The organism is Niveispirillum sp. KHB5.9 (assembly GCF_048066115.1).
In the GTDB taxonomy this organism is placed as follows: Bacteria; Pseudomonadota; Alphaproteobacteria; order Azospirillales; family Azospirillaceae; genus Niveispirillum.
The window spans coordinates 114,336-134,166 of sequence record NZ_JBLTYX010000002.1; the positions used below are offsets into that span (position 1 = coordinate 114,336).

A 19,831-nucleotide genomic window follows, 5' to 3' on the forward strand; every position below is an offset into this window, starting at 1 on the left:
TCACGCCCCGAGCGGCACCCGGGTGCCAAGGCCTTGGTCCAGGCTGCGGCTGACCGCGAGGCCGGCAACAGCCAGATCCTGGATGGCGGTCCCCGAACTGTCGAACATCGTCACGGTATCCGGGGGCACGGGGCGCCCCTTTCCCAGGATGACGGCACCCAGTGTGGTGACATCACCGGGGCCGATCAGGCCGGCGCGGGCAGCCGACTGGCATTCGCCGATGGATAGCGACTGAGCGATGCTGTCCGCCACAAGCAGGGAAGAGGCCACCAGGGCCGTATCCAGTTCCTGCTTGCCCGGCGCGTCGGCACCCATGGCGGAGATATGGGTGCCGGGGCGGACCCATTGCGCCCTAACCAGCGCCTCGCGCGCGGCCGTCGCGGTGACCAGGATGTCGGCGCCGCGTGCCGTTTCCTCCAGCGACGTCGCCGCCGCATCAAGGCCCAGCCCCCGGGCACGTTGTGCAAAGGCGTCGGCCCGGACCGGATCGCGGTTCCATACCAGGACGCGTTTGATCGGACGGACATGGCGGATGGCCAGCAGGTCGTACCAGGCCTGGTGGCCAGCACCGACAATACCGAGCACAGCGGCATCCGGCCGGGCCAGGTGCCTGACGGCGACCGCATCGGCCGCCGCCGTGCGGATCGCGGTCAGGCCGGTGGCACTGACCAGGGCAGCGGGAAAGCCGGTGGCGGTGTCCATCAGCAGCACCGTCGATCCATGGCTGGGCAGGCCGGCGACACGGTTGGCGGGCCAATAGGTGCCGAGCTTCAGACCCGCCAGATTGCGGTCACCGACAACCCCGCTCTTCACCGCGAAGAAACGGTCCGGTGCCCCGCCATGGCCTGTCACGACGGGAAACAGTTCCGCCTGCCCCTGCTCCAAGGCGATGAAGGCCTGCTCGACGGCGTCAATGGCATCCGCCATCCCAACCGCCTTCAGCGCCGTCTGTTCATCGATGATCAGCATGCCATCGCCTCCGCCAGCAGGCCGGGATCGAGATTGCCGCCGCTGAGGATGGCCACATCCCCCTCCCCCGCACCGGCGGCAAGAGCAGCGGCGATGGCGACGGCACCGCTGGGTTCGGCGACCAGCTTCGCTTCCAGAGCGATCTGCCGGATGGCACGCAGGATCTGGGCTTCCCCGACAGTGACGATGTGGTCGACATGGTCGCGGATCAGGGGCCAGTTCAGGTCGCCCAATTGCTGCACCCGCAGCCCGTCAGCCAATGTCCGGCCCGTCCGCTCACCGGGCCATGAGACGACAGCGCCAAGCATCTTGCTTTCCTGGGCATCGGCCGCCAATTCGGGCTCCACCCCGATCACCCGGATGGTCGGGTTGCGATGCTTCAGCGCGCGGGCCAGACCGGAGGCCAGACCGCCACCGCCCACCGCGACGAACACCTGGCGAGTGTCCGGCCGGTCGGCCAGTATCTCCTCCCCGATGGTGCCGGTGGCGGCGATCACGGCGTCACTGTCATAGGGTTCGACCAGGCTGGAACCCGCCGCCGCCGCAATCTCGTGTGCCCGCGCGGCGCGTTCGGCACTGGCGGCGGCAACGGTGACCACCTCCGCGCCCCAGTGCCGGATGCCATCCAGCTTGGCCAGCGGTGCGTCGTCGGGCATCACGATCACGGCCCGCACGCCCAGCCGGGCGGCGGCATAGGCCACCGCCTGGCCGTGGTTGCCGCTGGAATGGGTAACAACGCCGGCTGCGCGCTGGGTGGCGGACAGGCCCAGGATGGTGTTGAAGGCGCCACGGATCTTGAACGATCCCGTCGGTTGCAGGCTTTCCGCCTTCAGGCCCAACCCGCCGCGCAGGGACAGGATCGGCGTGCGGCGGACATGGCCGGCGATGCGCGCCGACGCGGCTTCGACATCCTCCAGCATCACGACCTCCGCAGCGCGCGATAGAACATCAGGGCCGAGAGCAGGCCGGCAGGGGCCGCCACGGAGGTGATGGACCAGCCCACGGCCAGCGGATCGGCATAGACATAGTCGGTGAACACCGCCGTCAGGCTGGTGCCCAGGCTCATCCCCACCAGGATATTGCCGAACGATACCAGCGAGGTGCCGACGCCGCGCATCGGGTTGGTGATGGTTTCCTGGATCATGGTCACCCCGATGGTCGCGGCGATCGACGACATCACGGCCCAGAGCGCATAGAGCGCGACGGCAGTGAGGCCATTACCGGCCAGCGCCACCGCCGAGCCGCCGATCATCAGCAGCGCGAACAGCGACGCCGCCAGCAGCCGGGCCCGCGACCCGCCGCGACGGTAGAGATGATCGCTGAGCATGCCGCCGAACAGCGAACCGATGACGCCCATGGCCAGTGAAACCCCGCCCAGAATCGCCCCGACCTCGCCCGGCGTATAATCGAAGCGGCGCGACAGCAGCGACGGTGTCCAGTTATGCAGGGCGCAGTCCCCCACCGATGCCATCGCCACCGCGACATAGAGCGGCACCAGGATATGGCGCCGTTCCACGAAGCCGGTGATCACATCCTTCAACGGCGCGCGATCCCCGGTATCGCCGCCGCCTTGGCGAACCGGTTCGCGCACCGTCAGCAGCAGGGCCACGACCAGCAGGCTAGGCACGGCCAGCAGAATCAGCACCGACCGCCAGGGCGCCAGATCGGCAAACCCGGGGATGGAAGCGAACATTCCCTGGTTAGCTGCCTGCAACAACCCGCCACCCGCCGCGATGGACAGGCTGCCGCCCACCGACATGCCGGTCATGAACACGCCGATGGCGGTGCCCCGGCGATGGGGCGGGAAATAATCGCCCATGATCGACACGGCGGCGGGCGCCAATGCCGCCTCCCCGATGCCCACCAGCATGCGGGCGATGAACAGTTCCTCGAACGAGCGCGCGAAGCCGCAGGCCACGGTCGCCAGGCTCCACACCGTCACGGCGGCGACCATCACCCGGCGCCGGGGCAGGATGTCGGCGAAGCGGCCCAGCGGCAGCCCGGCCATGGCATAGACGAAGGTGAACGCCACGCCTTGCAAAAGACTGACCTGGGTATCGGTGATGTGCAGATCGGCACGGATGGGATCGACCAGCAGGTTCAGGATGAAGCGGTCGGTGTAATAGACGATGGCGGTGATGAACAGGACGACCATCACCCACCAGGCACGGGCGGGTGACGGCCAGCCGTCAGCCCCCTGCCCCACGGTTACGGCGCTCATTGCCACACCCGCAGCGGCAGGGTGACGGCACTGGCGCTGTCATCCCCGTGCAGGATGGTGAAGGCGTCCGGCTTGCCGTCGGAATAACGGCGGAAGGTGCCGGCATCGGCCCCGGCAATGGCGATGCGGACCGCATGGCCGCGACGGATGCGGGCAGCGACGGGGAACAGGGCGATATCGACCTCGAATTTCTCCCCTGGCACCACCGGCAGCGCATCGGCACGTTTATGGCTGTGGGCGGGACCATCGGTTGGATAGGGCAGGTCGCCCGCGACTGCCGGCTTGCGGCTGACGGCACGCAACTGGCCCTCGGTCAGATAGGTGACGCGCCCGTCCGGCGCCACATCCTCCAGATAGACGAAGATCGCCGGATCGGCGGTTTCCGTCCTCATGGTCAGGGTGACGCTGGCCCGGCCAGCCAGTTCCATATCCTGGTCGAACGGCGCGCTGGTATAGGTCAGCAGCTTGGCATCGGCCCCCTGGCGGTCGCCATAGGCGGCGGCGGTGCCCATCTGCGTGCTCCAGCGCGTGGCGGGGCCGGTGCTGGCGGTGAAATCGACGCTGTAGCGATCCGATCCCGGCTTGCCCGGCGCGGCGGCCAGCAAACGCCCCTGACCGAGGTGGAACTGCCGCGCGGCCATGCCCTTGGGCGGCCAGACCGGGGTTTCGCGGAATTCACCGGTGCCCAGCACGTAATAGCGGATGGAACGGCCGACCGGCTGGCCGGCACGCACCTTGGCCGCGAAATCCATCATCGCCGCGACCTGGGCCTCGCCCGCCGGGTTGGGCGGGTTCTCGCCCGACAGGAACGGGTCGGTAAGCTGCCCGCCGCCATGGTCATTGGCGGTGATGATCACCTGGGCCGGCACCTCCGGCACGGCATTGAAGCGGGTCAGCGCGCCATCGGCCGTGCCGGCATCCATCCAGCTGCCCCAATATTGTACCGGCACCTGTTGCCGGCGGATGGCGGCCAGGTGGCTGGAGGGGCTGACCGGTGCCAGTACGTAACCGTTGGCCGCCCTGTCATCGATGAAGGCCACGTCCGCATAGGTGGCGGACGTCCAGCGCTTGCGGCCGGCGATGGCCCTGCGGACCAGGGCGAAATCGGTATCATCATCGACCGGCTGCAACCGAGGGAACAACTTGGGGCAATCGGCGACGCGCAGGGCGCAATCCAGCCCCAGCGACGGATCGACCGAACGGCCCAGGTCGCGGCGCAGCGTATCGGCCCCCCACCCTTCCAGCATCGCATCGTTCCAGATGCCGCCCGGCACCATCAGGCCACGATAGACGTCGAAATCGGCCTGGCGGATGATGGCGCCGGTCAGCCCGGCCGGCGATCCGGTGGCCAGATCGGCCGTGTCCGCCATATAGGACAGGCCGGCGGCGATGATCTGGCCGTTGGACCAGGGCTGAGCCTTCAGGTGGCGGATGATCTCGTCCATGTCGGCGATCTCATCCGGGCCCAGTTCCACATCGCGCGGCCCGAAGGATACCGTCGACCCGCGCGTATCCAACACCGCCACCACATAGCCGGCCTGCCGGTACAGGGGATAATGGCCGCCCTCGTTGAAATTATAGATGCCGGTGCGGCCATAACGGGTCTGGATCAACAGCACGGGCGCCTTCGCGGCCGGTGGCTTGCCACCCGGATACCAGAGGCTGACCGCCACCCGCACGCCGTCACGCATGGCCAGGTAATAGGAGGTGTCGGGCCGCGCCACCTGTGGCGCTGTGGTCGCCGCCGGGGTTTCAGCCGCCCGCGCGCCGTACCCGCCACCGCATAAGGCCATCAGCGCAATACCGCAGCCCAACCAGCGTCTCAACGCCCCCGCCGCCATCACCGTCTCTCCCGGCTATTTTGCAGAATATGATACTGATGTCAGGTTTATTATCTGGTGTCAATCGCCCGAAACCGCGTCGGCCCCAGTGCCCTCGGCGATACACCGGCAACCAGCAATGGCTCCGGCAAAGCCACGCCACGCAGCAGGCAGACCGCCGCCTCCCCCAATGCGGGTGCCGTCTGCATGCCGGTACCGCCCTGGCCCACCAGCCAGAAGAAGGCATCGTCATCGGGATCGAACCCCGCCACCGGCTCCCGGTCGGGCGCGAAGGTGCGCAGGCCGGCCCAGCTGTGCAGCGGACGGCGCGGGGGCAGGCCGGTGACAGTCTCTAGCCGGTCCAGCGCCATCGCCACCTCCAGATCATCGACCATGGCATCGCAGGGGTCGGACGGGCTCTCCTCCATGCCGGAAACCAGCAGCCGGCCGGCATCGGGCTTGAAATAGAGATCATGGCCGGCGGCCACGCACATCGGCCAGGGCTCCGGGTCCAAACCCATGGCCGGCAGCACCGACACGGTACGGCGCAGGGGCGTCAGGCCCAGCGGGGACAGGCCGGCGATCCGTGCCACCACATCGCCCCAGGCACCGGCGGCATTGACCAGGACCCTCGCCCGGATATCGGTTTCCCCGGCCCGCAGGCGCCAGCCGCCAGGGATGCGCTCCGCATGGGAAAGCCGGGCATTCGTGAGCAGTCTGGCACCAGCCGCCCGCGCCTGCCGCAGCCAGCCTTGCAGCATCGCATCGACATCAATCTCGAATGCATCCTCATCCAGCAGCGCCAGAGCGGCATGTTCGGACCGCAGGATGGGCACAAGCTCTTGGACTGCCCCACCCCGCAGCAGGCGTGCCCGGCCGCCTCCTGCGCGAAGCTGGTCATGCAGCGCCGTCAGTTCCCCTTCCGCCGTCCCGTCGCCAAATAGCAGCACCGGCCGGCCGGGCCGCAGAGGGAGTTCGACACTGTCCTGGGCGGTGAAGAAGGCCGCACTGGCCCGTGTCAGCGGCCCGACCTGGGCCCCTGACAGCGCGTGCGTGAAGATCGCCACCGACCGGCCAGTGGCATGATGGCCGGGCTGGGCCTCCTGGTCGATCAGGATGGTGCGGCACCAGGGCGCGATCCGCGCTGCAAGTGAGGCGCCGGCGATCCCGGCCCCGACGATGCACAAGTCGCAGTCGATCATCCGCTTCCCCTTCCCAACATTCATTTGACAAAGGTCACCCATATATCGATTTATGAAGGCGATGTCAGGTTTATAATGAGATGCTGGAATGCGGGTCTTCACGGCGGCGCTCTGGAACGAAACCAACGCCTTCGCACCCTTCCCCGTCGATCTGGGCAACTTCACGCAGGGCGGCCTGTTCGGGCCCGGCGCGCGGCCCGACAGCCATGTCGACGGCGTCGCCCTGTGCCAGGAGGCGCGCCGCCGGGCGCGGGACGGCGCGTTCGACCTGATCGAGGGGACCTGTGCCTACGCCGATCCCAGCGGCCTGATCGTGCGTGCCACCTATGAGGCCCTGCGCGGCCGCATCCTGGCGGAACTGCGCGAGGCGATGCCGGTGCACATCGTGGCCCTGTCGCTGCACGGGGCCATGCATGCCGATGGTTATGATGATTGCGAGGGCGATCTGCTGGCCCGTGTGCGGGTGTTGGTCGGGCCGGGCGTGGCGGTGGGCGCCACCATCGACCCCCATGCCAACCTGTCGGCGCGCATGGTCGATGCCGCCGATATCATCGTCGCCTTCAAGGAATATCCGCACAGCGACAGCGATGCCCGCGCCGTGGAGACGCTGGACCTGCTGATCGCCACGGCCGAAGGGCGCATCCGACCCGTGATGCGGGCCTGGGACAGCGGCACGCTGGGCGTGTTCCACACATCCCGCCCGCCGGTGCGGCACTTCGTCGACCGGATGCTGGTGCTTGAACAGGCGGGAGAGGCGCTGTCGGTCTCCCTGATCCATGGCTTCCCATGGAGCGACGCGGAAAGCAGCGGTACGCGCACGTTGGTCATCACCGACGGTGATGCCACCCGCGCCGCGCATCTGGCCAAGCTGCTGGCGCATGAGGCGGCGGCATTGGCGCCGGTCGGGATGGAAGCACCGATCCCGATGGACCGGGCCATCGACCTGGCCCTGACAGAGACGGCCGGACCGGTGGTGCTGGCCGAATCTCCCGACAATCCGGGTGGTGGGGCACCGGGGGACAGCACGTCCCTGCTGGAACGGCTGATCGAACGCGGGGTGCGCAATGCGTGCCTGGGTCCGCTTTGGGATCCCGGCGCCGTCGATCTCGCCTTCCGCGCCGGTGTGGGTGCGCGCCTGCCCCTGCGGCTGGGCGGCAAGGCGGGCCGGCTTTCCGGGTGGCCGCTGGATGGGGAGGCGGAGATATTGGCGCTTGATCCGGCCGCGGTCCAGACATTCGAGGGCATGGAGCTTGCCGTCGGCCGGGCCGCGGCGATCCGCTTTGACGGGGTGGACGTGGTGGTGGTCGCCAAGGCCTGCCAGGGCCTGTCGCCCGACCTGTTCACCCGGCTGGGCATCGACATCGCCAGCCGCACCATCGTCGCGGTCAAGTCCAGCCGTCATTACGAATATGAATTCGCTGCCATCGCGCGGCGGCTGATCACGCTCGACTGCCCAGGCACCCTGCAACTGGACCTGTCGGCCTATACCTATCGCAATCTCTGGCGCCCGCGCTGGCCAATCGATCCGGTCGGTGCCGCCCCTTTCCCCGTGACCCTATCGACGGAGACGACCCGATGACCCGCGCCACGACACTTTGCGCGCTTCTTGTCTGCCTGATGCCGGCGATGGCCGGGGCCGCCCCGCCCTTGGCCAGCCAAGCCGATGCCATCGTGCAGAAGGCGCTGGAGACCGGTCCCTATCCGGGCATTTCGGTGGCCATCGAACAGGGTGGCAAGATCATCTATCAGCGCGGCTTCGGCTTCGCCGATGTCGAACGGCAGATCAAGGTGGAGCCGGAAACCCGCTTTCCCGTCGGGTCGATCACCAAGACCTTCACCTGCCTGTCGGTGCTGCAACTGACGGCTTCCGGGTCGGTGGGGTTGGACAAGGCGGCCGGCGATTACCTGCCGACCCTGGCCGCACCGGCGCGCGACGTGACGGTGCGCCAGTTGCTGAATCACACGTCGGGCATCGCCAACTACACCGACCTGCCCGATTTCCCCATGGCTAGGCCGGTGGGGATGAGCCGCGATGATGTGGTTGGCCATTTCGCCACCAAACCCCTGCTGTTCAAGCCGGGAACGATGTTCAATTACAGCAATTCCGACACCTATCTGCTGGGCCTGATCGTGGAGAAGGTCAGCGGCAGATCCTATGCCGATTATGTGCGCGAACAGGTGCTGACGCCGTTCGGGATGAAGCGGTCGGGTTTCGATGCCCGCGACAATGGGGCCAAGGACCGGGCGCGCGGTTATGAGAATGCGACCGGCGGGTTCAAGCCGACGCAGCTTTATGATTTCGAGGTGCCGTTTTCCGCCGGTGCGCTGGTCTCCACGCCCGGCGACCTGCTGCGCTACCGCCAGGGCCTGTTCGGGTCCAAGACGGCGGGCAAAGTACGCGACCTAGCCCTGACCACCGGGCCGCTGGCCGACGGCACGCCCAACCCCTATGCGCTGGGCTGTCTGGTCGATGGGAAGATGGAAGGCCATCGCAAGATCACCCATGCCGGCAACATCTTCGGCTTCGCGGCGGATTTCGCCTATTACCCCGATGACGACCTGACCATCGCGATTGCCACCAACGGCCAGAACACGGCCTTCCCGCCGATCTCGATCGAACGCAAGCTGGCAAGACTCTATCTGGGGCTGCCGCCGCTGACGGCCGTGGATGCGCCTGTGCCGACTGAAACGGGCACGGCACTGGCCGGAGATTATCAGGTTGGTGCCTTCCGCATGGGGTTCGAAAAGCTGGGCTTCGTCTTCCAGGATGGCGTGCTGAAGGCCAGCTTCGGCGGTATCAACAGCGGCGCCCCCCTGCTGCCCCTGCGCCACCAGGGCAATGGCCGGTTCCTGTCCAGCATCGATGACGAGGTCGCTATCGACTTCAAGCAGCGTAGCGATGGTGGGGTGGAGATGGTGCTGTATTTCTATGAAGGCGCCATCCGGGCGGTGAAGGCGGCGGCACGTTGATGCCAAGGCCCGATGATCCTGAGTGATCACCGGGCCATCCCCTCTACCCCTGTGGCCAAGCCAGCGGGAACAGCGGACCGCCCATGGGGGCACCGGCGGCAATGCCCGCCGGCGGGATATTCGCCCGCACGCTCGCCATGTCCATGAAGGTCCCCGGCCGTGGATCATAGGTGGCGTCGTCGCCGGTATAGCGGATGGCCAGGGCGCGGCGGCGACGGTCGGCGGTGCGGTTGCCCGGCGCGCCATGGATGGTCAGACCCAGATGCACCAGCACGTCGCCGGGTTCCAATTCCCAGGACAGCATGGGGAACCGTTCCGGATCGGCATCGATATCGGGAATGGGGGGATAGGCGCTGGCAGCGAAGGCGCCCTGGTTGGCGGCATCAAAGGCCTGGGGCCGATAGGTCTCCCCCCGCCGGTGCGACCCACGCACATAGGTGACGACGCCATTGTCCGGCCCCACCGCATCGAACGGCACCCAGATCGACAGGACCTGTCGCCCCGTCACGGGCCAATACGGCAGATCCTGGTGCCAGGGGGTGCGCTCCACCGACCCCGGCTCCTTCACGAACAGCTGGTCATAGAACAGCCGCGCCGTCCGGCTGCGCATCAGCTGCGCCGCCAGGGCCGGCATCGGGGAGTTCAGGGCGAAATCGGCGAAGATCGGATTGCGCAGCCACAGGAAGAAATCGCCATAGAAACGGCCGGCCACGCGCCCATACTCGGCACTGGTGGCCGATGGTGCCGACAGTTCCCCCTCGATCGCGTCGCGCATCCGCGCGATCCAGTCGGGCGGCACCGCCCCCCGCACCACAACCGCACCATCCCGTTCCAACGCCTCGACCTCTGCCCCTGCTTCCATGGCCTGCATGATATTTTCCCTCCCAAAAACTGATTCTGATGTCAGAAACGGTTTTATGGGAGGGAAACGGGCCGGTCAAGCCCGTTGCCGTTGGCCGGCTATAGATGCAGGTCGGCGACCGACCGGGCGGCCGGCGCCAGCGTCCCCTTGATCGGCGTGCCGCCATAAAGCGAGCGATGCCAGAGCACAGCGAAAAATTCCGCAATCTGCGCATCGGTCGGTGTCGTCCGGCTGATCAGGTCCAGCAGGTGCGGGTCGGGATAGACGATCAGCTTGCGCGCCATCTCATCCATCATCGCCCCCAGGCAATAGGCGGCCAGCAGTGCCGCATCCTCGGAGATCGTGCCATCGGGCGTGCGGCGCGAGATCGACAGGGCGATGCGTTCATACCAGGCGCGGTTGCTGCGATGGATCAGGTCGCGGAACCCCGGCTCCTCGTCCCCCAACTGCAACACGCAGCGCAGCAGTCCGGCATTGGCCCGGCCGATTTCCAGCCAGCGCAGATTGGACGCACAGATCGTTTCGAAAATGCTGGTCCCCGCCACGCGCTCCGGCAGCATGTCCACGCCATGGGCCAGATAATCGCTCAGCACCTGCAAGGTGATATCGGCCTTGTTCTCGAAATAGAGATAGAAGGTGGCGCTGCCGACCTCCGCCACCTCGCACAGGTCGGACACGCGCATGGCGTGATAGCCGACATCGTCCAGCACCCGGATGGCCCCCAGCTTCAAGGCTTCCTTGGTCCGCTCCCCCTTGGTGCGCTTGGGCGCATGGGTGATCTCATGCTGGAGATAATCCGCGTAACGCAGGATGGGGCCGCCAGCGGGCTTGGTCGCCGGCACCGCGGCCGGCTTGGATTTCTTGTCTTTCATGCCCTGACCCATGCCAATGGTTCCTTGTTGGACAAACCTGATTATGGTGTCATTTTTACTAAAAAAGCCGTTGAATGACAAGATCATGGCTGACATCGCCGGCGTCGCCAAGCCGATCCTGTCAAAAAATCGACGCACCGCCGCTTGACAAAAACTGATTATGGCGTCAGGTTTTTAAAATAAGCTTTGAAGGGAGAAGACCCATGGCGGCAACCGCAGACGCGGCCAAGCTCGGCGACGAACTGATACCGGGCGAAGAAATCGGGGTTTCCGGTTGGGTGACCATCGACCAGCCGTTGATCGACCTGTTCAGCCGCGCCACCCTGGACGCCGATCCGATGCATGTTGATCCGGTCTGGGCCAAGGAAAAGGGACCGTTCGGCCATACCGTGTCGTTCGGGTTCCTGACCATGTCGCTGCTGACGCATCTGATGCATGACGCGGCCCGCTCCGGCTTTTCGGTGGAGCCGGACGTGCATGGCTATTACCTGAATTACGGTTTCGACCGGATGCGGCTGATCGCACCCGTGCCGGTCGGGTCGCGGGTGCGCGGCCGGTTCCGCACCCTGTCGCGCATTCTGGATGAAAAGCAGCGCCACATCGTCAAATTCGGCGTCGAGATCGAAATTGAAGGGCATGATCGCCTGGCGCTGGCCGGGGAATGGCTATCGGTCTGGGTGCCGCCCGGCGGTGTCACGAATACACCCCGCAGCTGATCGACAAGGCAAAGAGGGGAACCGCCATCATGCGATTGTCCTATCCGCGTCTGGCTGGCTACGCGCTGGGCGCTTTTGGTACCGGCGTCTTTTCCACGGTACCAACCGTGCTGCTGCTGTTCTTCTGCACGGAGATTATCGGCATGCCGCCGGCCCTAGCCGGCATGGTGGTTTTCCTGCCCAAGCTGTGGGCGCTGGCCTGGGACCCCGTCGTCGGTATCTGGTCGGACCGGACCGGGAGCCGGCTCGGGCGGCGGCGCCCCTTCCTGCTGGCCGGCGGCGTGCTGGTCTCCGCCCTGTTCCTGGCTTTGTTTGCCTGGCCCTATCCGGCGGGCGACGCGGCCTTTCCCTGGGTGGCCACGATCTATTTCATGCTGGCCAGCGCCTATTCGCTGTTCGCGGTACCGTTCATCGCGGTCCCGGCGGAGATCAGCAGCGATCCGGCGGAGCGCGAGCGGGTCACCGCCTGGCGCATCGGTTTCGGCATGATCGGCACGCTGATCGGTGCCGGTATCGCGCCAATGCTGGTCCATGCTTTCGGCGGCGGCCGGGCCGGCTATGCGTCCATGGCGCTGGTGGTGGCGGCGATCTGTTCGGTCGGCATGCTCTCGGCTTTCCTCTGCACGCCCTCGACCACCGGGGTACCGGCATCCTCCCCTGCCCCGTTACGCCTGTCGCTGCGGGTCCTGCTGACCGACCGGTCGTTCCGGCGCCTGACCGCCGCCTATATCCTGCAACTGACCGGGATGGGCGTCATCTCGGCCATCACCCCCTATTGGATCGTGCAGGTTGCGGGTCGGGAGGAGGATGGGGTTGGGACGGCCCTGGGGCTGATGCTGATCATCACGGTGCTGTCCACCCCGCTCTGGGCCTGGGCCATCCGCCGTTTCGGGGCCGGCAACGCCATCGCGGCCGCTGCCTTCCTGTGCGGGGCCGGAACACTGGGCTTCCTTCTGGTGCCTGCGGGATCAATGGCGGGGGGCCTGCTGCTCTATACCCTGATCGGCCTGCCCTTTGCCGGCATCCAGGTCGGTCCCTTCGCGCTTGCCGCCCACCTGACCCATGCGGCGGCAGAGGCCAGCGGCAACCGGGATGAGGGCCTGTTCACCGGCGCCTGGACGGCCAGCGAGAAGCTGGGCTTGGCGCTCGGTCCCGGTGTCGTCGGGCTGGGCCTGTCCCTGGTCGGCTTTCATTCCGGGGCGTCGGTACAGTCCCCGGAAGCGGTCAAGGGCATCACCTGGCTGCTGGCCATCCTGCCAACCCTGTTCCTGTGGGCCAGCCTGCTGCTGCGTCCCCCCAACCGGCAATCCAAGGAGGCTTTGGCATGAGCCCGGAACGTGTCGATGACCTGATCCGCGCCACCGCCACGCAGGACCCGATGGCCGAGGCCCTGGTGCTGGGTGGCCGCCGCTGGACCTATGGCGAACTGGTGCGCGCCGTCGATGATCTGGCCCGCGCGCTGCTGGCCGTCGGTGTCGGCCATGGCGACCGCGTCGCCACGCTCAGCACACCGCATCCCGATTTCGTCGTCGCCTTCCTGGCCACCAGTTCCATCGGCGCCATCTGGGCCGGGCTGAACCCCCGCTACCGGTTGGGCGAGCTGGACTATGTCCTGAACGATGCCGAACCCAAGCTGCTGCTGGCCCGCACCCGCATCGATGACCGCGATTATGCCGACGATCTTGTGGCGCTGACCGATGGCCGGCCCGGCCTGGAACTGGCGGTGGTGCTGAACGGTGACCCGTCCTTTGCCGGCGCCATCGCTTACGCCGACCTGATCGCCAAAGGCGCCGCGATCAGCGATGCGGACCTGGCCGCCGCCCGCGCCGCTACCGGCGGGCGCGATGCCGCCATGATCGTTTACACGTCAGGATCGACGGGCAAGCCCAAGGGCGCTCTGCTCTGCCATCAGGGCATCTGCGAGTTCAGCCGCGCCCAGAACCGGCTTTGGCCCGTCTCGCCGGCCCGCATCCTGAACTATTTCCCCATCAACCATATCGGCAGCGTCATCGACGTGACCTGCCCGGTGCTGGCGGCCGGCGGGGCGGTGATCTTCCTGGAACATTTCGAGGTGCGGGAGGCCTTGCGCCTGGCATCGGTGGAGAAATGCACCCTGTGGGGCAGCGTGCCCAGCGTGTTGCAGATGCAATTGGCCCTGCCCGATTTCGATGCCTACGACCTGTCGGCTGTACAGTTGATCCTGTGGGAAGGGGCGGCCATTCCCGCCGATGTGCTGGACCGGCTGATGGCGATGGGGCCACCGCTCGCCACCAATTATGGCATGACCGAAGCCACCAGCGCCATCACCGCCCTGCCCCCCACCCGCGACCGGGAAGCGCTGCTGAACTCTGTCGGCCCGGCCTTCCCCGGTGTGGAGGTCCGGCTGGTCAAGCCCGATGGCAGCGAGGCCGCGTCCGGTGAGGAAGGCGAGGTCTGGGCGCGGTCTGGCTGGAACATGCTGGGCTATTGGCGCCGTCCGGAAGCCACTTCCCAGACGATCACCGCCGACGGCTGGCTGCGCACCGGCGACACCGCCATCCGCCGGCCCGACGGCCTCTACCGCATCGTGGGCCGGATCAAGGAGATGTACAAATCCGGCGGCTACAATGTCTATCCGCGCGAGGTGGAGGATGTGCTGGAGGCGCATCCCGCCATCTCCCTGGCGGCCGTGGTTTCCGTCACCGATCCGCTCTGGGGGGAAAGCGGCGTGGCCTATGTCATGGCCCATACAGCCATCGATGCCGCTTCACTGGATGCACATTGCCGGGCGCGGCTGGCCAACTACAAGGCGCCCAAGCGCATCCTGCTGCGCGACACGCTGCCGCTGCTGCCCAATGGCAAGGTCGACAAGCTGGCATTGAAGATCGACGCGCAAGGGTAGAATTCGCGCCGATTTATAACACTGACGTCACATACATAAACATAAGGGGGTCTTCACAATGGTACGTTCGACACTGGCCCGGCTGGCGGGCACCACGGGGATCGCGGTCACGCTGGCCATGCCGGCCCTGGCACAGCAGGCGGCACCCACCGCCGGCAATGAGATCGTCACGCTGGAGGAAATCATCGTGACGGCGCAGCGCCGCCCGACCAGCGCCCAGGACACGCCCATCTCGCTGACCGCGATCAGCGGATCGGCGCTGGCCGACAGCGGCGTGAAGCGGGTGGAAGACATCGCCAACATGCTGCCCAACGTCTATATCGACAACCGCAACCTGCGCGGCCAGAACATCGCCATTCGTGGCATCAGCGCCGATCTGAACAATCCCGGCCTGGACCAGGGTGTTGGCATCTTCATCGACGGCGTCTATATGGGCCGCGCCACCGCCACCAACCAGAACCTGTTCGACCTGGAGCGGATCGAGGTGCTGCGCGGGCCGCAGGGCACGCTTTATGGCAAGAACGCCATCGCCGGCGCCATCAACTATGTCACCCGACTGCCGGGTGACGAGACCTATGCCGAGGGCACCCTGGGCTATGGCAATTTCGACAGCGTCACCGGCAGCCTGCTGCTGAGTGCCCCCCTGGTGGATGACAAGCTGTCGGCCAGCATCGGCGGATCGATCGACCAGCAGCAGGGCCTGATCTACAACAGCCTGACCGGCAAGCATATCGACAATCGCAACGGCCAGAATGCCCGCGCCGTGATCCGCGCCCGGCCCACCGACGATCTGGACATCATCCTGCGCGGCGACATCTCCCGCGACCGCACCCGGTCGGGCGCCATCGAGGTGCTGAATGACGGTGCCATGACCGGCACGCCGCTGGACCAGCCCGACCCGCGCACCCGCGTCGTCGCCCAGAACCGCGACCCGCAGAGCGACCGCGATGCCGGCGGCGTCTCCGCCGAAATCAACCTGGCGACGGAGGCCGGCACCCTGACCTCGCTGTCCGCCTGGCGCTATTCCGACTGGTATAATCTGGGCGAAAACGATTATACGCCGCTGGACATCCTGGCGTCCGGCATCCGTGAGGACCAGAAGCAGCTGTCGCAGGAACTGCGCTTCGCCTCGTCCGGGTCCGGCCCGTTCGACTATGTGCTGGGCCTCTATTATTTCCACCAGGATCTGGATACCCAGGCCCGCTCCATCGCCGGCCCCGATCTGGGCGTCTATCCCTATGAAGTGGATGGCAGCATCTTCGCCGATGTCGTCACCAACAGCTATGCCGCCTTCTCCCACGGCACCTACAGGCTGACCAATCAGGTCAGCCTGTCCGGCGGCCTGCGCTTCACCAAGGAGGACAAGAATGTCAAGCACCGCCAGCAGGGCGACCCGCTGCAATTGCTGCTGCCAAACATCCCCCTGCGCGAAATCTCCCGCTCGGAGACCAACGTCTCCCCCAGCGTCAGTCTGAACTACAAGCCGGAAGAGAACCTGTTCTTCTACCTGACCTTCTCCCAGGGCTACAAATCCGGCGGGTTCAACGTCTTCTCCATCTCGCCCACCGACGATGCGGAGTATGAGCCCGAGCATGTGAACAACTACGAAGCCGGCGTGAAGACGACCTTCCTGGACCGCCGCCTGCAGATCGACGCCTCGGTCTATCATCTGGATTATCGCCGCCTGCAGGCCAGCCAGTTGCTGCTGATCAACAATCTGGCGGTGTTCCAGACCTCCAACGCCGCCAAGGCCCGCAGCCGGGGCACCGAGATCAGTCTGGCGGCACGGCCGGTGCGCGAACTGACCCTGTCGGCCACCTATGGCTATGTCGATGCGACCTTCCCCGAATATCCCAACGCCACCAGCACCGGTGCGGATTACAGCGGCCACCGCCTGCCCCGCGCGCCACGCCACAATGCCAGTGCTGCCGCCCAGTACGAGGTGCCGGTGGGTGGCGATCTGGAACTGTTCGCGCGGGCGGAGCTGTCGCACCGGACGAAGATCTTCTTCGCCGCCGACAATATCCATGGGCAGGATGCGGTGACCCTGCTGAATGCCCGTATCGGCATCCAGGATTATTCCACCGGCAACTGGGGCGTCTATCTCTGGGGCCGTAACCTGACCAATGTCGATTACACGATCTACAAGGAAGCCGGCGCCATCGTGCCGGGTCAGGTGATCCAGTCCATCGCGGCCCCGCGCACCTATGGCATCGAACTGCGCGGGCGGTTCTGACCATGGCGCTCATCTTCATCTGCGCTGATATCGAGGGGGTGGCCGGGGTCGTCAACCGCGAGGAGACCCTGATCACCGGATCGGACTGGCAACGGGCGCGCGAACGGATGACGATGGAGGTGCTGGCGGCGATCGACGGTGCCCGCACCGCCGGCGCCACCGGCTTCACGGTCGCGGATTCCCACGGGACCGCGACCAACATCCTGCCGGATATGCTGCCCGACGATGCCGAGCTGGTCCGTGGAACCCCAAGGCCGCTGATGATGATGGAAGGGGTCGATCACGGCCCCTTCACCGCCGCCTTCCTGCTGGGTCACCATGCCGGTATCGGTCAGCTGCGCGGCGGGCTGGCACACAGTTTCTCCAGCCGGCTGATCTCCACCCTGCGCGTCAATGGCCGCGACCTGCCGGAATGCGCGCTGAACGCAGCCATCGCCGGGCAGTTCGGCACGCCCGTCACGTTGGTGACGGGCGATGACGCCTGCATCGCCGAGGCTGTGGAATGGCTGGGCCCGGTGGAAACCGCCACCACCAAGCGCAGCATCGGCTATTTCGCGGCCAGCGGCCGATCGCCAGCCGTGATACGGGATGACATCCGGACGGCGGCGGCACGGGCCACGGCACGGGCGGGGGAGGTCTCCCCCTTCCGGCTGGATGGTCTGTTGGCCGTCGATCTGACCCTGAAATGGCCGCTGATGGCGGAGATGCTGGCTTACCTGCCGATGTTCGAACGTACCGATGCACTGTCGGTGCGGTTCGAAGCTGCGGATGCCGCGACATTGGCCCGGCAGCTGCAATTCCTGCTGACGGTGCTGCCCAGCCTCGCGTGATGCCGGTTTACGGTTCCACCCTGATATCCACCCGCCGCCGCGAGGTCTCGGTCAGCCCGTCGAAGGCGGGATCGGCCAGCGGTGACGGGTTCAGGCGCCATTCCAGCCTCACCCGTTCCGCCGGCACGCCCAGGCTGACCAGCCACAGAAGCGCCATCTCCGCCCGGCGTTTGGCCAGATCGGCCGGTTCCGCAAGGGTCTGGCCCGACAAGTGCAACGGCTCCGTCTCCGCATAACCGGTCACGGTGACCTTACCGCCCGCCGCCTTGGCATAGGTGGCGGCGTTGACCAGCATCTGGTCGCTCTGCTGATAGACCACGAAGTCGCGGCCGAAATCGAACGGGATGGGAAACAGCGTCGCCACATAGGGCGGCGGCGGCACCGGATCTGGGGCGTAGAGCGGGCGGATATTGCGGGCCGGCAGCACGAAGCGCCGGCCGGGGAAGCCTTCCGCCGGGATCAGAGCGCGGGTGCAGGCATGATCAGACAGGATGGAAACGCGCACCGGTTCCAGCACCGTGGCACCACAGGCGTTATCTTGGCGATCCGCAATGCGCCCTTCGACCAGGACGGCCATGGACCAGTCGGGCTTGGTGGCCGACTGGGTGATGTCGAAGCGCCGGCCCGTCTCCCGCTCATCCGCCAGCCAGCAGCCGGATTTGCGGCCCGCGTCGGTGTCGCGATAGATCGGGCAACTGACAAAGCGCACGGCCTCTGACGCCTGGGCCAAGGAGGTGCAGGACAGCAGCGCCAGCAGCGCCGGCATGATCCGCCGCATCAGAGTGCCCCCATCAGATTGACCAGGTCGCGCTTTTCCTGCTCCGTATAATGGATGTTGTAGCGCCGGTCGTAATAATCGATCACGGCGCGCAGGTCGGGTGCGGAACCACTAGCGAAATAGGGTGCCCTGCCGGTCAGGCCGCGCAGGGTCTGCAAGGTGATCTTGCCGACATCGACACAGCGCCCTGTGGTCAGGGCGTAACCCGGATCATGGGTATGGATCACCTTTCCGTAATGCGGGTGCGGTTCGCCGGTACAGGTCAGGCGGAACAGGGGCAGGTGCGGCTGCGGGTCGGCAAACGGCAAGGTGGTGGTGCCCAGATCGACCTGACCCGGTGCCACATCCATGCCCATCTGGCTCATGTTGTGACAGAAGACGCAGGAATTGCGGACGGGATTGCCGAAGCCGACGGGGGAATTGATGCCGGCACTGTCGGTGATCAGGAACATCTTCTCCCGGAAAATACGGGCACCACGCGCCACGGACTCCCGATATGCCCGCTGTTCCGGCGTGATCGCTTCATCGGCCGGGATTTTCTCCCACGCCGCGAACTCGCTCCACACCGCCGTGCCCTGGCTGCCCAGGCGGCCGGGCTGGGATTTGGCCAGGGTTTCCGGCCCGCCCCTGGCGCCGCCCGCATCCAGATCGCCGCCTACCCGGTCACGCTGTCGCGCCACGAAGATGCGATCCTCGAAATCGCGGATGCGCTTGATATCGTCGGGGGTCAGCACATCGAAACCCATATGGCTGTGGGCCGCGTCACGCATCTGTGCCTCCAGCGACAGGGCGCGGCGGTCGGCCATCAGGTTGCCGCTGACCATCCGCCCCGTCTCCGGATCGATGGGCAGGGGCTTGCCAACCTTGGGATCGACGGCGAAACCCATGGCCAGGATGTACTTGAAATTCGCCACCGGACGCGGGCGACGAAAGACGGAAACCTGCGGGTTCGGCGACGACAGGCCCCAAACCTTTGACGCGTTGCAGCCGGTGGGATCGCGGACCAGTTCCAGTGTGAAGTCGGGGGTGATCTTCGCGCCATCATGATCCACCGGCGGCCAGGGCCGGGCGATGCGGAACAGGCCGTGATCCAGCAGCAGGGAATGCGATGCCCGCTCCCCCTGCGTCAGGTCGGGGCAATTTGCACCGTCGATGGCGGCGAACAGCGGGTCCTTGCCGCCCGTCTCCGTCCACCTTATGCGGGCGGTTTCGACCGACAGGCTCATCCCGTCCGACGGCTGGTGGCAGGTGATGCAGGCGCGGCCATACTTGCCCTTGGCTTCGAAGAAGGGATGGCCCTTCGTTTCCATCGGCCCGCCATCCAGCAGCAGGCGGGTGAGGCCATCGGCGTCCGTATCGTCCAGTTGGGCCGGAAATACCGTACCATCACCGGGCGACCACCAGGCGGCATCCGCCGGCAGCGTCAAGGCCGCCAGCAGCGCCAATGCTGAAACGAGGGACCGCATCCCCAACT

General features: G+C 66.5%; 16 protein-coding genes. 7 read left to right on the top strand and 9 right to left on the bottom strand.

Translation table 11 applies throughout. The annotated features are described in order from the left end of the window. The 5 genes from ACM9HJ_RS05180 to ACM9HJ_RS05200 form a co-directional block, all read right to left on the bottom strand. A complete protein-coding gene (locus ACM9HJ_RS05180) occupies positions 1 to 969 on the bottom strand; it encodes an ornithine cyclodeaminase family protein (protein ID WP_416570633.1) in 969 nt (322 codons plus the stop codon). Then, the gene (locus tag ACM9HJ_RS05185; protein ID WP_416570634.1) at positions 963 to 1,889 is read right to left on the bottom strand and encodes a threonine ammonia-lyase; all 927 of its coding nucleotides are present in this window, start codon (positions 1,887 to 1,889) and stop codon (positions 963 to 965) included. The genes ACM9HJ_RS05180 and ACM9HJ_RS05185 overlap by 7 nt, the downstream gene beginning before the upstream one ends. Then, a complete protein-coding gene (locus ACM9HJ_RS05190; RefSeq protein WP_416570635.1) occupies positions 1,889 to 3,190 on the bottom strand; it encodes an MFS transporter in 1,302 nt (433 codons plus the stop codon). The genes ACM9HJ_RS05185 and ACM9HJ_RS05190 overlap by 1 nt, the downstream gene beginning before the upstream one ends. Next, positions 3,187 to 4,983: a CocE/NonD family hydrolase gene (locus ACM9HJ_RS05195; protein ID WP_416570636.1), complete on the bottom strand. Its 1,797-nt coding sequence runs from the start codon at positions 4,981 to 4,983 to the stop codon at positions 3,187 to 3,189. The genes ACM9HJ_RS05190 and ACM9HJ_RS05195 overlap by 4 nt, the downstream gene beginning before the upstream one ends. A gap of 98 nt (positions 4,984 to 5,081) precedes the next feature. Further along, the gene (locus ACM9HJ_RS05200; RefSeq protein ID WP_416570637.1) at positions 5,082 to 6,212 is read right to left on the bottom strand and encodes an NAD(P)/FAD-dependent oxidoreductase; all 1,131 of its coding nucleotides are present in this window, start codon (positions 6,210 to 6,212) and stop codon (positions 5,082 to 5,084) included. 88 nt (positions 6,213 to 6,300) lie between these two features. Between ACM9HJ_RS05200 and ACM9HJ_RS05205 the strand changes: the two genes are divergently transcribed. Both ACM9HJ_RS05205 and ACM9HJ_RS05210 read left to right on the top strand, forming a co-directional pair. Next, positions 6,301 to 7,791: a M81 family metallopeptidase gene (locus tag ACM9HJ_RS05205; RefSeq protein WP_416570638.1), complete on the top strand. Its 1,491-nt coding sequence runs from the start codon at positions 6,301 to 6,303 to the stop codon at positions 7,789 to 7,791. Beyond that, positions 7,788 to 9,182 carry a serine hydrolase domain-containing protein gene (locus tag ACM9HJ_RS05210; RefSeq protein WP_416570639.1) on the top strand — a complete coding sequence of 465 codons (1,395 nt, stop codon included), beginning with the start codon at positions 7,788 to 7,790 and terminating at the stop codon, positions 9,180 to 9,182. The genes ACM9HJ_RS05205 and ACM9HJ_RS05210 overlap by 4 nt, the downstream gene beginning before the upstream one ends. A 43-nt stretch (positions 9,183 to 9,225) precedes the next feature. On the opposite strand, the gene ACM9HJ_RS05215 is transcribed toward ACM9HJ_RS05210, so the two are convergent. Both ACM9HJ_RS05215 and ACM9HJ_RS05220 read right to left on the bottom strand, forming a co-directional pair. Next, positions 9,226 to 10,053, bottom strand: a complete 828-nt coding sequence (locus ACM9HJ_RS05215; protein ID WP_416570640.1) for a phytanoyl-CoA dioxygenase family protein — start codon at positions 10,051 to 10,053, stop codon at positions 9,226 to 9,228. Between the two features lie 89 nt (positions 10,054 to 10,142). Beyond that, positions 10,143 to 10,916 (bottom strand): TetR/AcrR family transcriptional regulator, encoded by a 774-nt coding sequence (locus ACM9HJ_RS05220; protein ID WP_416570641.1) that lies wholly within the window; start codon positions 10,914 to 10,916, stop codon positions 10,143 to 10,145. Positions 10,917 to 11,119: 203 nt separating this feature from the next. On the opposite strand from ACM9HJ_RS05220, the gene ACM9HJ_RS05225 reads away from it, so the two are divergent. From ACM9HJ_RS05225 to ACM9HJ_RS05245, 5 genes are read left to right on the top strand one after another with little or no spacing between them, the layout of a single operon-like run. Next, positions 11,120 to 11,632 (top strand): MaoC/PaaZ C-terminal domain-containing protein, encoded by a 513-nt coding sequence (locus tag ACM9HJ_RS05225; protein ID WP_416570642.1) that lies wholly within the window; start codon positions 11,120 to 11,122, stop codon positions 11,630 to 11,632. A 29-nt stretch (positions 11,633 to 11,661) separates the two neighbouring features. Continuing rightward, complete coding sequence (locus tag ACM9HJ_RS05230) at positions 11,662 to 12,960, top strand: MFS transporter (RefSeq protein ID WP_416570643.1); 1,299 nt, start codon at positions 11,662 to 11,664, stop codon at positions 12,958 to 12,960. Further along, entirely contained in the window at positions 12,957 to 14,513 is a 1,557-nt protein-coding gene (locus ACM9HJ_RS05235; RefSeq protein ID WP_416570644.1) for a class I adenylate-forming enzyme family protein, read from the top strand. The genes ACM9HJ_RS05230 and ACM9HJ_RS05235 overlap by 4 nt, the downstream gene beginning before the upstream one ends. 58 nt (positions 14,514 to 14,571) lie before the next feature. Continuing rightward, on the top strand, positions 14,572 to 16,749 hold the full coding sequence (locus ACM9HJ_RS05240; RefSeq protein ID WP_416570645.1) for a TonB-dependent receptor: 2,178 nt from the start codon (positions 14,572 to 14,574) through the stop codon (positions 16,747 to 16,749). A 2-nt stretch (positions 16,750 to 16,751) separates the two neighbouring features. Further along, a complete protein-coding gene (locus ACM9HJ_RS05245; protein ID WP_416570646.1) occupies positions 16,752 to 17,579 on the top strand; it encodes a M55 family metallopeptidase in 828 nt (275 codons plus the stop codon). A gap of 7 nt (positions 17,580 to 17,586) precedes the next feature. Here the strand turns inward: ACM9HJ_RS05245 and ACM9HJ_RS05250 are convergent, their stop codons facing one another. Together ACM9HJ_RS05250 and ACM9HJ_RS05255 are read right to left on the bottom strand one after the other, a co-directional pair. Then, positions 17,587 to 18,357, bottom strand: a complete 771-nt coding sequence (locus ACM9HJ_RS05250; protein ID WP_416570647.1) for a hypothetical protein — start codon at positions 18,355 to 18,357, stop codon at positions 17,587 to 17,589. Continuing rightward, positions 18,357 to 19,823, bottom strand: a complete 1,467-nt coding sequence (locus ACM9HJ_RS05255; RefSeq protein ID WP_416570648.1) for a hypothetical protein — start codon at positions 19,821 to 19,823, stop codon at positions 18,357 to 18,359. Before ACM9HJ_RS05255 ends, ACM9HJ_RS05250 begins: the two co-directional genes overlap by 1 nt. Between the last annotated feature and the right edge of the window lie 8 nt (positions 19,824 to 19,831).

Excerpts from the sequence above, each read along its gene's own strand:
- ACM9HJ_RS05255 (WP_416570648.1), bottom strand. The coding sequence starts at position 19,823 with ATGCGGTCCCTCGTTTCAGCATTGGCGCTGCTGGCGGCCTTGACGCTG.
- ACM9HJ_RS05225 (WP_416570642.1), top strand. The coding sequence starts at position 11,120 with ATGGCGGCAACCGCAGACGCGGCCAAGCTCGGCGACGAACTGATACCG.
- ACM9HJ_RS05195 (WP_416570636.1), bottom strand. The coding sequence starts at position 4,983 with ATGGCCTTATGCGGTGGCGGGTACGGCGCGCGGGCGGCTGAAACCCCG.
- ACM9HJ_RS05245 (WP_416570646.1), top strand. The coding sequence starts at position 16,752 with ATGGCGCTCATCTTCATCTGCGCTGATATCGAGGGGGTGGCCGGGGTC.
- ACM9HJ_RS05220 (WP_416570641.1), bottom strand. The coding sequence starts at position 10,916 with ATGAAAGACAAGAAATCCAAGCCGGCCGCGGTGCCGGCGACCAAGCCC.
- ACM9HJ_RS05180 (WP_416570633.1), bottom strand. The coding sequence starts at position 969 with ATGCTGATCATCGATGAACAGACGGCGCTGAAGGCGGTTGGGATGGCG.
- ACM9HJ_RS05185 (WP_416570634.1), bottom strand. The coding sequence starts at position 1,889 with ATGCTGGAGGATGTCGAAGCCGCGTCGGCGCGCATCGCCGGCCATGTC.
- ACM9HJ_RS05190 (WP_416570635.1), bottom strand. The coding sequence starts at position 3,190 with ATGAGCGCCGTAACCGTGGGGCAGGGGGCTGACGGCTGGCCGTCACCC.
- ACM9HJ_RS05215 (WP_416570640.1), bottom strand. The coding sequence starts at position 10,053 with ATGCAGGCCATGGAAGCAGGGGCAGAGGTCGAGGCGTTGGAACGGGAT.
- ACM9HJ_RS05250 (WP_416570647.1), bottom strand. The coding sequence starts at position 18,357 with ATGCGGCGGATCATGCCGGCGCTGCTGGCGCTGCTGTCCTGCACCTCC.
- ACM9HJ_RS05210 (WP_416570639.1), top strand. The coding sequence starts at position 7,788 with ATGACCCGCGCCACGACACTTTGCGCGCTTCTTGTCTGCCTGATGCCG.
- ACM9HJ_RS05230 (WP_416570643.1), top strand. The coding sequence starts at position 11,662 with ATGCGATTGTCCTATCCGCGTCTGGCTGGCTACGCGCTGGGCGCTTTT.
- ACM9HJ_RS05205 (WP_416570638.1), top strand. The coding sequence starts at position 6,301 with ATGCGGGTCTTCACGGCGGCGCTCTGGAACGAAACCAACGCCTTCGCA.
- ACM9HJ_RS05200 (WP_416570637.1), bottom strand. The coding sequence starts at position 6,212 with ATGATCGACTGCGACTTGTGCATCGTCGGGGCCGGGATCGCCGGCGCC.
- ACM9HJ_RS05240 (WP_416570645.1), top strand. The coding sequence starts at position 14,572 with ATGGTACGTTCGACACTGGCCCGGCTGGCGGGCACCACGGGGATCGCG.
- ACM9HJ_RS05235 (WP_416570644.1), top strand. The coding sequence starts at position 12,957 with ATGAGCCCGGAACGTGTCGATGACCTGATCCGCGCCACCGCCACGCAG.